Origin of the sequence: Aquimarina algiphila, assembly GCF_007489275.1 — a bacterium.
Lineage (GTDB): Bacteria > Bacteroidota > Bacteroidia > Flavobacteriales > Flavobacteriaceae > Aquimarina > Aquimarina algiphila.
Genome location: NZ_VLNR01000018.1, coordinates 37741 through 53129, shown reverse-complemented (window position 1 = coordinate 53129; position 15389 = coordinate 37741). Strand labels below are relative to the sequence as shown.

Annotated in this window: 13 protein-coding genes; 2 read left to right on the top strand and 11 right to left on the bottom strand. The window is 32.4% G+C overall.

The genetic code is table 11. The annotated features are described in order from the left end of the window. Positions 1–128 precede the first annotated feature (128 nt). Positions 129–3170 carry a protein translocase subunit SecDF gene (gene secDF / locus FOF46_RS10580; protein ID WP_109434802.1) on the top strand — a complete coding sequence of 1014 codons (3042 nt, stop codon included), beginning with the start codon at positions 129–131 and terminating at the stop codon, positions 3168–3170. 78 nt (positions 3171–3248) lie between these two features. Here secDF and FOF46_RS10575 read toward each other — a convergent pair whose 3' ends face one another. The 10 genes from FOF46_RS10575 to FOF46_RS10530 form a co-directional block, all read right to left on the bottom strand. After that, on the bottom strand, positions 3249–4826 hold the full coding sequence (locus FOF46_RS10575; RefSeq protein ID WP_208746769.1) for a tetratricopeptide repeat protein: 1578 nt from the start codon (positions 4824–4826) through the stop codon (positions 3249–3251). A 69-nt stretch (positions 4827–4895) separates the two neighbouring features. Then, positions 4896–5393 carry a DUF192 domain-containing protein gene (locus FOF46_RS10570; RefSeq protein ID WP_143916442.1) on the bottom strand — a complete coding sequence of 166 codons (498 nt, stop codon included), beginning with the start codon at positions 5391–5393 and terminating at the stop codon, positions 4896–4898. A gap of 186 nt (positions 5394–5579) precedes the next feature. Then, positions 5580–6935 (bottom strand): cell envelope integrity protein CreD, encoded by a 1356-nt coding sequence (gene creD, locus FOF46_RS10565; protein WP_143916441.1) that lies wholly within the window; start codon positions 6933–6935, stop codon positions 5580–5582. Between the two features lie 26 nt (positions 6936–6961). Next, positions 6962–7609 (bottom strand): DUF1361 domain-containing protein, encoded by a 648-nt coding sequence (locus tag FOF46_RS10560; RefSeq protein WP_109434806.1) that lies wholly within the window; start codon positions 7607–7609, stop codon positions 6962–6964. Then, on the bottom strand, positions 7606–7923 hold the full coding sequence (locus tag FOF46_RS10555) for a hypothetical protein (protein ID WP_143916440.1): 318 nt from the start codon (positions 7921–7923) through the stop codon (positions 7606–7608). Before FOF46_RS10555 ends, FOF46_RS10560 begins: the two co-directional genes overlap by 4 nt. 52 nt (positions 7924–7975) lie before the next feature. Beyond that, positions 7976–8278, bottom strand: a complete 303-nt coding sequence (locus FOF46_RS10550) for a hypothetical protein (RefSeq protein WP_109434808.1) — start codon at positions 8276–8278, stop codon at positions 7976–7978. Further along, on the bottom strand, positions 8275–8736 hold the full coding sequence (locus FOF46_RS10545; protein ID WP_143916439.1) for a Coq4 family protein: 462 nt from the start codon (positions 8734–8736) through the stop codon (positions 8275–8277). The genes FOF46_RS10550 and FOF46_RS10545 overlap by 4 nt, the downstream gene beginning before the upstream one ends. A 53-nt stretch (positions 8737–8789) precedes the next feature. After that, on the bottom strand, positions 8790–9083 hold the full coding sequence (locus FOF46_RS10540) for a winged helix-turn-helix domain-containing protein (RefSeq protein ID WP_109434810.1): 294 nt from the start codon (positions 9081–9083) through the stop codon (positions 8790–8792). 107 nt (positions 9084–9190) lie between these two features. Then, positions 9191–9805: a hypothetical protein gene (locus FOF46_RS10535; RefSeq protein WP_143916438.1), complete on the bottom strand. Its 615-nt coding sequence runs from the start codon at positions 9803–9805 to the stop codon at positions 9191–9193. 261 nt (positions 9806–10066) lie between these two features. Then, a complete protein-coding gene (locus FOF46_RS10530; RefSeq protein ID WP_143916437.1) occupies positions 10067–13885 on the bottom strand; it encodes a M48 family metallopeptidase in 3819 nt (1272 codons plus the stop codon). A 190-nt stretch (positions 13886–14075) separates the two neighbouring features. Here FOF46_RS10530 and FOF46_RS10525 point away from each other — a divergent pair, with 190 nt between their 5' ends. Then, positions 14076–14435: a DUF1801 domain-containing protein gene (locus tag FOF46_RS10525; protein ID WP_109434813.1), complete on the top strand. Its 360-nt coding sequence runs from the start codon at positions 14076–14078 to the stop codon at positions 14433–14435. Between the two features lie 12 nt (positions 14436–14447). Here the strand turns inward: FOF46_RS10525 and kdsA are convergent, their stop codons facing one another. Then, complete coding sequence (kdsA, locus tag FOF46_RS10520) at positions 14448–15266, bottom strand: 3-deoxy-8-phosphooctulonate synthase (RefSeq protein WP_143916436.1); 819 nt, start codon at positions 15264–15266, stop codon at positions 14448–14450. Between the last annotated feature and the right edge of the window lie 123 nt (positions 15267–15389).

The following is a 15389-nucleotide window of genomic DNA, read 5'->3' as shown; positions in this document are numbered from 1 at the left end:
TAGCTTATCACTATTGTGATAAAGCTTAATCACATCATATTTTAAATCATTAAAAACAATTGTCAGATCGCAGAAGGTGAATTTTATAATTACCTAATTTTAAAAGGTTTGACCTAAATAAATAAATAATGCAAAATAAAGGACTTGTTAGAGCATTTGCAATTTTATTCGGATTGGTATGTGTATACCAATTATCGTATACGTATTTGAGCTACACAAAAGAAAAAGAAGCTGAGGTTTATGCACAGCAAAAGTATCCCGATGATGGAGAAGGCTATTCTGAGTTAAGAGAAGCTGCAGAACGTAATTATTTAGATTCTATTGGTAAAGAAGAAATTTTTGCTGGTATTACGTATAATGATGCAAAGGATAAAGAACTTAATAAAGGGCTTGACCTTGAGGGAGGTATAAATGTTATCCTTCAAATTTCTGTAAAAGATATTTTAAGTGGACTTGCTAATAAAACTAAAGATCCATCATTTAATCAGGCATTACTGGCTACAGATGAATTGCAAAAAAATAGTCAGAATACATACATAGAGGATTTCTTTTCAGAGTTTGAAAAAATCCCAGATGCTAAATTAGCATCTCCTGATATTTTTGCGAATAAAAACCTAAGTGATGATATCACTTATGACATGACCAATGATCAGGTTAAGCCGGTTTTAAGAAAAAAAATAGATGAATCTGTAGCATCTGCTTTCGAAGTATTACGTAAACGTATTGATAAATTTGGGGTAACACAACCTAATATTCAACGTTTAGGAGAGTCTGGTCGTATCTTAGTTGAGCTTCCCGGTGCCAGAGATATTGATAGAGTTAGAAGTTTAGTGACAAGTACTGCTCAACTTGAGTTTTGGGATGTATATAAGTCAGAAGAAATATTTCCTTTCTTATTTTCTGCCAATAACCTTTTAAAGGAAGAAGCAGATAAAGTAGAAAAAGCAAAAGCTGGAGTTGAAGAAACAAACGAAGTAGTTGCTGATACTACAGAAGTAGATACTACTCAGGTAGATTCTACAAAAACAGATGCAGATGCAGCTATTGATGAATTATTAGAGGATGCAGAGGATTCGACTGACATTGCAGCACAGGTTAACCCATTATTTGATTTAATTGCGGTACAAGGAAGACAAGGTGGTCCGGTTATCGTATCAGTAGAGCAAAAGAATGCTGATCAATTTATGGCCTATCTTAACGATTCAAAAGTTAGAGCGTTATTGCCTGTAGAACAACGTTATGCAAAATTTGCATGGGGAAAGCCTTCTAAAGATTCAGAACTTTTAGATTTATATGTAATTAAAGGAAATCGTGATAATGATCCTGAGTTAAGCGGTGGTGTTATTACAGATGCAAGACAAGAATATAACCAACTTGGAGCAGTAACGGTAACTATGCAGATGGATGGTAAAGGTGCTAAGAAGTGGGAAGAAATGACTGGTCGGGCATTTAGTCAACAAAGTCAGATTGCCGTTGTACTTGATGATGTTGTATATTCTGCGCCGGGAGTAACTTCTGGAGCAATTAGCGGAGGTAGAAGTGAGATTACAGGTGATTTCTCTATCGAAGAAGGTCAGGATTTAGCCAATGTGCTAAGAGCTGGTAAATTACCAGCTTCTGCAGATATTATTCAGTCAGAAATAGTTGGACCTTCTCTTGGACAGGAAGCTATTGATAGTGGGATCATGTCTTTTGCAATTGCATTAGTGCTTATTCTGATCTGGATGATATTCTATTATGGTAAAGCAGGTGCTTTTGCAGATGTGGCGTTAGTCGTAAATATCTTATTTATCTTCGGAGTTCTTGCAGGATTAAAAGCAGTGTTAACACTTCCTGGTATCGCTGGTATTGTATTAACTATTGGTATGTCGGTTGATGCAAACGTACTTATATTCGAAAGAATCAGGGAAGAATTAGCTAAAGGAAAATCTCAGGCAGATGCCATAAAAGATGGTTTTAGTAATGCATTATCATCAATACTAGATGCTAATATTACTACTGGTCTTACAGGTTTGATTTTATTAGTAATAGGTACAGGGCCAATAAAAGGATTTGCTACCACCTTACTAATAGGTATTTTAACCTCTTTGTTTACTGCAATTTTTGTAACTCGATTATTTATTAATGGATACGGTAAAAATGGTAAAGAATTAGCGTTCTCTACAGGGGCTACAAAGAACCTATTTAAAAATATTAATATCGATTTCTTGAAGAAACGTAAGATTGCTTATGTAATATCAGGAATTATGATTTTAGTAGGTATTGGGTCTTTAGTGACTCAAAGTTTGGATTACGGAGTTGATTTTGTAGGAGGAAGAACGTATACAGTTCGTTTTGCTAATGATGTAGTTCCTACAGATGTAGAGAAAGATCTTGTAGCAACATTCGAAAGTGCACAAGCAAAAACATACGGATCAAACAACCAATTGAAAATCACAACAAAATATAAAGTAGATGAAACCGGTGAAGAAATAGACGCCGAAATTGCAAATAAGCTTTACGAATCTTTAAAGCCATATTTAACAGATGGTTTGACGTATGATCAATTTGCTAATGGAGATAAGGATAAACAAGTAGGTATAATGTCTTCTATGAAAGTTGGACCTACTATTGCTGATGATATTAAGCAAGCTGCTTTTTGGTCTGTTTTAGGATCATTGATCGTAGTATTCTTATATATCTTATTAAGATTTAGAAGATGGCAGTTTAGTTTAGGTGCCGTAGCAGCAGTATTCCATGATGTATTAATCGTACTTGGTATCTTCTCGCTTACGTATAAGTTTATGCCGTTTAATATGGAAATTGACCAAGCATTTATTGCAGCTATACTAACAGTAATTGGGTATTCATTAAATGATACGGTGGTTGTGTTTGATAGAATTAGAGAATTCTTCAATGAACATACTACCTGGCCATTAAATAAAAATGTAAACGGAGCTTTGAATAGTACATTGAGTCGTACGCTTAATACATCGTTAACGACTTTATTAGTACTTGTGGCAATCTTTATATTTGCAGTACCATTAAGAGGGTTTATGTTCTCTCTTATTATTGGGGTACTAGTTGGTACGTATTCCTCTTTATTTATAGCAACACCAATAATGTTTGATACGGTAAGTAAAGTTGGTTTAAAAACAAAAGAACCAAAAGAAGAAGAAAAGAAAAAGTAATCTTTTGTTATTATAATTTAAAAAATCCGTTTTGAGTAATCAGAACGGATTTTTTATTTTTAAAAGAAGGGGAATTCTTTATAATGTAAGATCTTTTAAGGATTTCTCGCGATATTCTGATGGAGTTTTGCCAACTAATTGTTTAAAAGCTCTGTTAAATGATGTCTTACTATTAAAGCCTGCATCGTATGCGATTGCAAGGATTTTATAGTTTTCATATTTATTTTTCTTCATTAAGCTTTTTGCTTCATTAATTCGATATAGATTAATAAAGTTATTAAAGTTCTTTTTTAGACAAACGTTCAATACCTCAGAAAATTGATGAACACTCATTGAAAGCTCTTTTGCTAAATCGGATTGCTTAATCTCAAAATTAAGATATGGTTTTTCTTTTTCCATATAATCCAGAATTTTCTGTAGATATTTCTCTCGATCTTCTTGAGTTAAAGAAGAGTTTTGATATGCGTGTGTGTTAGTGTTTTTTTGGACTAAAGAAGAAATGTTTTGTTGTGCCAGTTTATAGATTTTGATCTTAAGAGTTTCGTTTTCATTTTTCAAAAGCATTCTGTCTTCCTTTAATTCTCGTGTTTCTTGTTTAAATTTTCTACTCTTTTTTAAATAGTAAAACAAGACTCCGGATAATAGCAGAAAGACAATAATACCTGATATGATGAAGAAATTCTTTTCTTCTGATAGACCAGCTAAATCTTCTTCTAACTTCTTAAGTTCTATTTCTAATTCTAACTGTTTTGCTTCAGATAATGATGATAGATATAATCCTTTTTTATGATCATAACCTTTTTGATGATTAATTGCCTTTTCAAGTTTTCCTAACTTAGTATAAATGTATGCTAATTTTTGATGAACATACATTTCGGTTTTTCTGTATTCATAAGTAAAAGCTAACCCTAAGGCGATTTGGAGAGGTTGTTCTGCGTCCTCTAAACGATTAAGTTTTATTAGGGCACTACCTATATTATAGTGAGTTGATGCTATAAGTTCCTTGGATATATTGTTGTCATTAAGCGCTAGTGCGTCTTGACTATTTTTTAGTGATAGTTCATATTCTTTTAGTTGGTAATAATTATCTGCTATGCTATTAAGAGCAGAAATGATGATATCATTACGTTTAAGTTCTTCTCCAATTTTTTTGGATTTTTCAAAATATTCTAATGACTTTTTATAGTTGTTGTTTGCTGCAGATAACTCTCCCAGACCTACATAAATTGCCATTCTATATATACTAGGGCCTCCATGATTATTGACATAGTCAAGAGCTTCTTTAAATGCTTTTTTTGCCTTTTCGCGGTTTCCTATTTCGTTATAGGTATTACCTAAATTAATCAAAATAACAGTGCGTCTTTTGTAGCTTTCTGGTATTAAATTAACTAGTTTTAGGGATTCTAAGTAGTATAGTAATGCCTTGTCATATTCAGCTTTCTTTTTATGGTAAATTCCTAACCTTGTAATAGCATCGATTTCAATTTCTTGTAAATTGTTTTTCTTTGCAATATGTAAAATTGAATCTGTATATAGCTTAAATCGTTCATATTCTCCTTTATCATAATAGTAGCTTTGATTCTTTGTAAGCCTCTCAATATTTTCTCTAATTAAGGTTTCTGTATTTGTCTTTTTTTCTTGAGCACGAGTGTGCATAACAATACATAGAATAATGATTATTTTGAGAGCTATTTTAAACATAGGATAATAAAAAAGATTATGTTTTTAGAATTTTTGAAAAGAAATAGAGTCTCCTTTTTTAAGATTCCAGGTATCGGTTAGTTTTGCATTTACTTCAAGTACGTATTGTGCAGGACCTTCAGAAGGTAATGAAGATTCATTCAATGGTTGTGCATTTTTTTGAATACTCACTACTTTGTTGTTGCTATCGATAAAAATAATATCCAACGAAAATTTAGTGTTTTTCATATAGAAAGATCTTGGAGCTTCTTCAGGAAATATAAATAGCATTCCTTGTTTGTCTTCCATAGATTTACGATACATCAACCCCGTTTGAATTTGGTATTCATTTTCTGCAAATTCGATGTCTAATTTTACAATAGGGCTTGGGATAGAATCTTTGAGGTCAAATAAAGAAAGTTCTCCTTCTTTAGTAAAAGGGATTTCTTTAACAAGATTTTGATTATTTTCAGTATCTGTTTTGCACGAAAATATACTTAGTGCAGTACATGCGAAACTTAGAATATAAATGCTTTTTCTCATCTGTTTTGAATTTGTGTTTAAAAAGTCAAATGCGTTCTAAAACTAAGTTCATTCATAAATTGGATACTGATTGTTTTTGGAACGATTCTTTTACAAGAGCTAAAAGTAGATAAAAAAGCCGCACCTCAAAAATTTGAAGTACGACTTTTTACAACTAACTAAAATCGGGTATTCATATTTTAATTACTAATCATTACCCCAATCGATTTTTCGAGATACCATCATTATTGTCCCCAAAATCAGGAATAACCCAATACTTCCTACAAGTAGAGCATAGTTTTCTAATTGTATGATAACAAATATGAAAGTATACAATGCGATTAATGAAGCGGCTATGAATCCCATAAACTTAAAACTTTTGAGTATTGCCTTAGAATACATAGAAATAAGGAGGATTACAGAAACGCCTCCTATCGCATATGCTTGTAGAAAACTCGAATGTTCTGAAATCGAAATTAATAGCGTGTAGAACATAGATAACGCTAATCCAATCATAAGGTATTGAAAAGGATGTATATGGATTTTACTTATCGTCTGAATTAGAAAAAATACTAAAAAGGTTAGTGCAATAACCAGGTATCCATATTTGGTAGCGCGCTCACTTTTTTGATATTCATCGACAGGGATAAGTAATTTTACTCCAAAAGCAGATGAATTAATCTGTGGTAATTCTCCAAAAAACTCTTGTTCAAACTCCCGATTAATTTGTAGTACTTTCCAATTTGCATTAAACCCGCTCTGTGAAATTTCTTTGGTTTTTGGATTTGGCAAATAGTTACCGTTAAAACTTGGAGAAGCCCAATTTGAAGTCATAGAAACATTAGTTTCTCTACCAACAGGAATAAATCGTAATTGTTCACTACCATTAATGATTAGATCGAGACTAAAGTCAATTGCATTTTCTTTTGGTAATGAATTTTCTTTTAAGAATTTAGTTTCTAAAGTATTGGTGTATGAATTTTGGGTATATCTGGATCTTAAAGGATAGCTTTCAACTCCTAGTTTTAATTCCAGGTTACTTTTAATTCCTTTTAGATTTGTAGAGTTAATAATCACTGTAGTTTTATTCCAGAGGATATCAGATTCAGCAATATCTTGTGTTTCAAAATTAGGAGTGGTAAAAGAGCCTTTTATTTTCATATCAGCAGTATATACAACAGATTCATAAATGCTTCTTCCAAGAGTTTCCGACTCTATATTACTTTCTATATTTAATGTGTTTGGGAAAAAAAATGCATGCTGTATAGTGATGATATCTTCTTCTGAATACGATTTAGTTTTATCATCCCAGGTTTTTTTAAGGGTGTGTATTTGATATGGTACTTTAAGTACCGGGCCATATAATAACACCTCATTTCCCCATTTTTGATTAATTTCTCTAACCACTTCTTCTTGTCTATAGGCTCGTTCCTGAATTAAGTTTTTGATGTAGGATAGTGGAATTAATAATACTAGTATTAGTATTCCAACCATTAACATTCTAACCGTTATTGAAGTTTTGAGCCATTGCCCAAAAGACTTTTTTTGTTTTTGATTTTCCATAAGTATAAAATTTATAGTGTTTGTTTTTAATTATTTTTTTCTTGATAGTATTGTATACATCGATATGTGATGATTAAAAAACCGCCAAAACCAATTGTAAATGCCCAGGTATTAATATGTTGAGATGGGAATATAATTCGTTTTAAAACATCAGATAAAATTCCGGTAGGATCCTGTAATACATCCCAGCTATTCCATCTTAAAACTCTTCCCAGGTAAATTCCGAAACCGCAAAGCAGTAAAATCAAATAGGTAATAATATTGGTAGTTGTTTTTGAAAACTTTTCCCTAAGTAATGTCTGCATCATCCATAATGAAGCGAAACCAATAATTAACCCGTTAATGGCAAAAGAAAGTATCAATAAAACATCGAACCATACTGATTGCAAAGTGCTTAATCTAATGTGCTGTAGATCGGTAAGTATATATGGTGAATTAGGCAAAAAGAGTAACCAGATTATAAAACCTAACCAGAACACAAAACGGTTTGTTTTGCCTAAACTAATGAGGATTGTGATACCATAAGGGATACAAGCCAAAAAGAGATTCCAAACCAGGAAAAGATAGAACGAAGAATCGGTTTTTATAATTCTGGTAAGTAAGAGTACAAAGCTGAAGGTTACTGCAGTTATAAAACCTTTAATAAAAGGTAGTTCTTTATAAATAGTATTCATGATGCAAAAAAGTTTTGTAAAGGATTATTGATAGCAATAGTGATATATCCCAACGTGACTGGGATATTGAGAATGACTAAAAGGATTGTGGTCAGGTTCTCTCTATAATATTGATAATTAATCATAGCATTGGTAATTAGCCCTATAAAAGTGATGCTGTTTAAGATGGTTGCTATGATAACATAGAAGAATCCTATGTCTGCAACTATGCTGGATTGTGAAATCAGGTAGAATAGTAATAAGATAGTCCCTAAAAGAAAACTTATCGTTGCTATTGCCAATGCTTTTTTATTAATAGGTTGTATAATTCTCATAGTACTGATATTAAAATGTGATTTATAAATTTTGAATATGTTGATGTGATTGTTAGCCAAAATAGATAACCTCTGCAATCATTATATATACATATACAATCGGAATGTTTAAAGAGATTAATAATATTGTTATTAGGTTTTCTTTATAGCGTTTGTAGTTGATTATAGCATTTAAAATAAGTGTGATGAGTACTATTGCGTTTATGACAAATGTGATCTGAACATAGAGCATGCCTATTTCTATGGTTTCACGATGTTGAGTGATACTATAGTATAATAAGAGTATGGTTCCTAAAATAAAGCTTGTAATAGCTATGATGATTGCAATTTTATTAATACGCTGTGCTATTTTCATACTTTCGATATTAAAAACGTGGTTTGTAAGTTTTGTATAGGTTGATGTAAAAGTTTTTTATAATCAAGTTGGTAAAAAGTATATGCAACTTTCCCTTTTTTATATGCTTTACTAAACAATTGGAATTTATCTGGATAGAGTAGAGTACCAAGAAAAATTACAGAAATAAGATATATGCTCCTTTTCCCATTTCCTAAAAGATAATATTGCATTGAAATCTCTTCTGGGACAGACACTCCTGTATTGGTTAATACATGAAAAACATCATGATTCTCTAATTTTGGTTGTGGACTAAAATCATGTTGCAGCATAAAACAACCCAGATGAAACCCCAGGCTTTCTTTAGGATATTGGATTAAAGCTTTTATAGGAATATCCCATGAAGGTTGGTTTTTAAACCATTTTTGATACGGTTTTTTACTCCACTCGTATATTGTTTCTAAAATAAATGCTCTCATTATAATATTTTAAAGTACTTTGAAATTCAAAGTTAATTGATAAAAAAATATAGCTATTGCTTTAATAACTTTTCAATAGCTTCTACATGTTTTTTAAAAGCTTCACGACCTTTCTTTGTTGCATTGTATCTTGTGTTAGGTTTTCTTCCAATAAAGGATTTCTCCACTTTTATATAGTCTTCTTTTTCCAAAGCTTTAGTATGACTCGCTAAATTACCATCAGTAGCACCGAGAAGTTCTTTCAGCATTTTGAAATCAGCATATTCATTCACCATTAAAACCGACATAATCCCTAATCGAATTCGATGATCAAAAGCTTTGTTTATATTGTTAATTATACTTCCCATTTTTCATTCTTACAAAGGCAAGAATCTTTTCAGATTACATTCTGGCTAGTTTAATATATAATTTAATAACATCAGAGTTAATTCAAATACACCCATTTAATTTTCTGTCATGAAGATTTTGAATTTTCATTAAAATATATCAAACTTCCGTATATAATATGCATAACTCCAAAACCAAGTACCCAAAACCAAAAACCATATCCTGGATATATTGCACAGATCAAACCTAATACAATTTCTATATATCCCAAATATTTTACATTCCCAATTGTGTACTTTGATGCGTTGACAAGAGCAAGACCATAGAAAATTAGCATTAGTGAACCGGTAAGTCCATAATGGTGACTAGAAATTTTTATGATAATGTATATTCCGCCTGTAATTAACGGGATCAGAAATGCAGTAAGCAATCTTTTGGAAGCACTATTCCATAAGGTTTCATTATTTTTTTTAGCTTTTCTAACGCTTAAAATAATAGCAGTTAGAATACTAAGTAATGCTATGATAACTAAATCAATCAGGATATAATAAAAAAGTTTACTGTTTAAAATCAGATATCCTCTACCAATGATGCTGTCCAAATAAAAAGCTACTGCAGCGCCAATAAGTGCGTAGATTCCTGCCATTATCCCTGATAAACCGCTAAGAGAGAAAAAACGAGATGATTTGTTCATCATGTCTTTAATCTCTGTAATGTCTTTTAAGTAGTCTTCTGTGCTCATATTAAAAGTACTTTGAAATACAAAGTAAATTTAAAATATTGAATTATGCAAGTTTTAGTATGAATTAAGTTATTCAGGATGTTCTTGCATTTGTAAGAATAGCTTTTAAATGATTTCATAATACTGAATGAAAATAGCGATTGAGGGATGTAAAAAAAGAACCCAATCTAATTGGGTTCTTTCAGTAATATGTTAGAGTATGTCTTAGTATAAAATTGGATCTTGTTGTGGTTTTATGACAAGATTATATTTCTTTTGAATTTACTCGAAATATGGTCGTTCATTTAAAAATAAGAGTCCTTTTGCATTAGCTCTCCATCGTTTTGGAGCTTTATCTCTTAAAATGATAGTACCTAAAGAATAAAAAGATCCTATTTCTAGGGGTCTCATGTCTTTTATTATTGCCTCTGCAGCTGCCATGTTATTGTTTTTAACTAAGTCAACAAAATCAAATATTATGGTTTCTCTTTCGGGATAGAGTTCTTTAATTTTAGTTTTATAGGGCTGAAGGTTTTGTCCTTCTCTAACAGCAAGACCAATTGCAGACCAAATCGTATAATCATTTATTCCTTTTTGAAGACTTAATGATAATGCAGATTCTATAACTTTTGGTTCTGCTCCATCAGAAACAGCGGCTTGTCTTAGGATAACATATTGTAAGTCGTCATTTTTTACTTGTTCAATAGCCGCTTTAATATCTCCTTTATTTAATAAAGTATACGCATAATCTGGAGAATCTTTAATTTTAAATTCATTTTTCTCCAGATTTTCTATATAATCCAAATACTCTATTTTGATATCTGATCTAAATGCTCCTTTGTCATTTTTCCCAAGTACATTTTGAATTCTTTTTAAATCAATACTTATATAATAACTCAATGCAGGTTCGTTTTTTATAGCCGTTTTCATGCATTTTTCTGCATTTCTCCAGTTTTGAGAGTTGGCGTATGTATATCCAGCAGCAAAAGCTAGCCATGGGTTATCGGGCCATTTCTTATTTCCTTGTTTAAAGGCGTTGTCTTGTGCTGGCCCATCCCCCATACAACGCGTTTTGAGGTAAAAATAATTTCCGTTGTCCGGATGAGAAGCTGCTAGTTTACTATGTTCTTCACATACTTTGGATTTAGCATCTCCTGCAGCACTTTCTTGTTGCATTCTTAGAAAAAGTGGATCATCCGGGGTTTTACCTAATCGATCTTTAAGAATGTCGTTAAAACCTTCAAAATTTTGTGCAACACTTAACCAAGTCATAATATGTGGAGACTCACGACTATCCCATTTGGCATGAGAAAGGACCATTGCTGTCATATCTTCTTTAGACTCTACCATACTTAATAAATTTCCCGGAGCAATATTGGCATAAGCGTCCAGAACATCTCTGGTGGTAGATGATCCACTTGTTGACATAGAAGAAGGAGGCTCTTCCATGACATAATCTGCATTAGTAGTACTCCAACGTGCTGCTCCAAGATATTTATCGTTATTGTAAGGTGTGCCTCCATAGAAAATAGTCCATTTTAATAAGGCGGCAGCATTTCCAATATTATAAATATACATCTCAGAAGTAGATTCTGTTTCTGGAGTAAAAGATTCAATTTCTGTTTGATCATCAGCAGAAATTGTTCTTACAGAAATTCCATCAGTAGTACTTAAGGCTATTTTCTTTGAAGTATAAGGATCTAATTCGAGTTCTTTTCCATCAATTTGAACAATAACTTGTTTTCCGAGCCCATTGTAAATAGCAAGGGAGGAAGTGCCGACATAACTTCCGGCAAAAACAGTAATACTTATAATAGCAGCAGCAACAGCTAATTTTGCTATAGAAGGTAGTACTCCGTCCGAGGTTTGGAAACGATCCCACCATCCAAGTTTTTTCTGAATAGGTCTTTCTGAACCAGGGATAAGTAAATTATATTTTTCTGGTAAAGATGATGGCATGGGAGCTGGTTGCTCTGAAACTTGTTCATTAAGAACCAGATTGTTTACATATTCTTCGCTTTTAAGAAGGCTTTCGAGTGCAATAGAACGAAGTTTTGATAGGGCAGATTTAATTGTATTAGTCCAACTCTCAATAACTTCCATCCATTTATTAATATTGTCTCGATTGGCATATACCAAATCAAATTTACCTGTATATTCTTGCCAGCTTTTGGTGTCTAGTTGATCGAGAAGTTCTTTGGTAAGTTGTATACTTTCACCATTTACATATACTTTTTGTAAAACTCCGTGAAGATCATTAGCTACTCTAAGTAATCTGTCTAGTTCTGAAGAGGTAACCTTTCCATCTGCCATGACTACATTAAGTACGTTATACAGTACATTTTCGGCATCTTCTATATTTGCGCGACTATGTTCTGCATAATGTAGAATACAAGATAAATTGTTTAAATACTTTTCCCACCCATTGCCAATTTGTTTAGCCGAGGCTAGAGAAACAGAACGACTTAATTGATCATGAGATCGAACTTTATTTTGAGCTTCGACTAACTCTTTATCTACATTTTTAATTACCGCAGGAAGATCTTTTCTTGAGATTTGTTCTCCTCGATACATAATTACTCCTCCCGGTGCCGTAAGTATTTTTTCTTTTAAGGCTGTAAGTAATACATGTTCTTCATTTATAGTTTTAAGAATTTCTAAATCTTCATTTAGTGATTCTGGATATAGGGATGTGATTTCTTTTTTTAAGTCAGCAAAAGAAGTGTCTTTTAAATAAATTTCGGAAGCATTTTCATACGTTCTAAAAAAATCACGATCTAGATAAACACCTCTATATTTTGGATCATAGTATACTTTATCAAATATTTTATTTTGTTCTGCAATACTTTCCTCGGTAGAAAGGGGAGTGGTTTTTATTTTTGCGGTTTCAACTAATGCTGCAGTAATACTTCTTTTTATCTCTTCAGGGTTTTTAAATAGAACCCAGGCTGGTCGATTATCAATAGGAGCACTTACATATATTTTTTTTGCATTGTTTTCTCTATCATGGTCGGCCGGATGGGTTGCCCACATTTTTGGTGGGTTTGCCAATTTTGAGGTAAAAATTCTATTTTTTTCAGGAGATTCTTTTGGGATAATAGGTGAAACGCCATATTCTTTTTCGTTAAGAATATAAGCCATTCGCTCGATAGCATTAGTTTGTAGAGCAAACATATCGACTACTGCTTTTTCTTTATTAAGAGCGTGATTAACCATGTTTAATGATTTGTCATAGGCATCATCTGCAGCTTGTAACCTATGTAATGCATGTATAAGAGCATCACTTCCTGTTAAGGATACAGCAATAAGATCTGCATGAAATTCCATTTCTCTAGAAAGTGCTCTGTGCGCAATAACTACTATTTTAAAGCATATTTCTACAAGAGCTCTAATTGACCAAACGATTAGAGATAGAATCCATCCTATCCATGCTATTCTTAGATCTAGATATGAGATGGTTTGAAGGAATTTATCAAGAGCATCTCGCTTTCCGATAATATGAGCTGCGATCTGATGGGACATATATACCCATCTACCAACCAACATAGATCGTTGTGCAAAATGACCAAATTCATGAGCAAGTACGGCTTTAAATTCACCCAAGTTAAGTACATTAATAAGGCCGATACCAATTTCTAAATTTTTCTTTGATGGAAAGAAAAAATTAAGCACCGATAGGTCATAAGATACACTGGCATTTACTCGGCTGGATAAAAACACTTTATGAGGGCGTGGAGCGCCTGCATCATCTGCAAGTTGATATAAATAACTAAATAATGTAGGTTCTTCTTTTTCAGTAATTTCTTTTTGATTTGGGTCACCACCTCTTTTTATAAAGAATAATGCTTTGATCATGAAAATAAAAAGGAATAGATTTGGTAATGCAATTACAAAATCCATAAATGCATCTTTGCCTCCAGAAAATGAATCAGAAAATAATCGGTACGCCGTATGCCCAAACCACCATGTTAAAGTAGTATAAGCTGCAACAAATAGTATTAACCCTCCCATAGCAAGCCAAACATGTCTTCTAAAAGAAGAGGTGGGTTTTGTTAAATTTTCTGGAACCTCGGCAGAGGTTTTTTCGTAAAGATTTTCCATAAATAATTGTAGATTATCGTATTATTGGGGTGGTTTAAATACAGTTAGGTTGATAAAGTTTTTTTGTTAGTCCTTGTCGAAGTTAATTTTTTTTAGGAAAAAGACAAATTAAAGATTAACAATGCTTTAGGATTTAACAATTCATGAATGGTAGTTATATAGTATTTAAACTTTAAAATATGTTTGATGTATGAAACCGGCAGAACACTATATTCTAAATCAGTCAGAACCTTTTAAAACGATTTTATTACACCTTCAGATGTTGATTGAGAGTACTATTCCATCTGTAGAATTATTATATAAATATAAAATCCCTTTTTATTACATAAGCAATAGACCCTTTTGTTATCTAAATGCTAACAAAGGCTATGTGGATGTAGGGTTTTGGAATGCAGGCCATATCACAGTACATCTTGAGCATATGACTACTGCGGGACGTAAAGTAATGAAATCACTGCGCTATAAAAGCATAGATGAGATCAATGAAACTGTTTTAATTGAAGTTTTACAAAATGCTTATCTCGTTAAAGATAAAAAGTTCTACAAATAGAATGAAGTTTACTTATAAACTGTTTACCGTTTGTCTTATAGCAACCAAATTGCTTAATAGCTTTTCTAAATAATCTAAGTGAAGCATATTTGCTCCATCACTTTTGGCATTAGCAGGATCAAAATGAGTTTCCATAAATAAACCGTCAACACCTGTAACAATTCCGGCACGAGCTATGGTTTCTATCATGTCTGGTCTTCCTCCCGTAACGCCACTGGATTGATTAGGTTGTTGTAGAGAATGTGTAACATCAAGAACAGTAGTTCCATATTGTTTCATAGTAGGTATTCCTCTAAAATCTACAATCATATCCTGGTAACCAAACATGGTTCCACGATCTGTAATCATAGCTTTATTGTTACCACTATCTTTAACCTTTCTTACTGCATGCTGCATGGCTTCAGGACTCATAAATTGCCCTTTCTTTAAGTTAACCGTTTTTCCTGTATTAGCGGCAGCTACTACAAGATCTGTCTGGCGTACTAAAAATGCAGGGATTTGTAAAATGTCAACATATTCTGCTGCAAGTGCAGCATCTTCATTTTCATGAATATCAGTAACCGTTGGGACTTCAAATGTTTCACCTACTTTACGTAAGATTTTTAAGGCTTTTTCATTACCTATCCCTGTAAAACTATCAATTCTACTGCGGTTAGCTTTTTTAAAAGACCCTTTGAAAACATATGGTATTTTAAGTTTTGAAGTAATACCAACTACTTTTTCTGCAATGCGTAATGCCATTTCTTCTCCTTCGATGGCACATGGTCCAGCCAAAAGAAAAAAATTGTTTGCATCTAGATTTTTTATGTTTTTGATTTCAGAAAGATCCATTTTACTTTTTTTGAGGCAGTAAAGATAATCCTTTTAGAATTTGAAGGGAAAGAATTATTAATAAAAGTAATCATGGCAAGAAGTTTGATTAAAACCAAACCATTTACATTAAACACGCAAAAT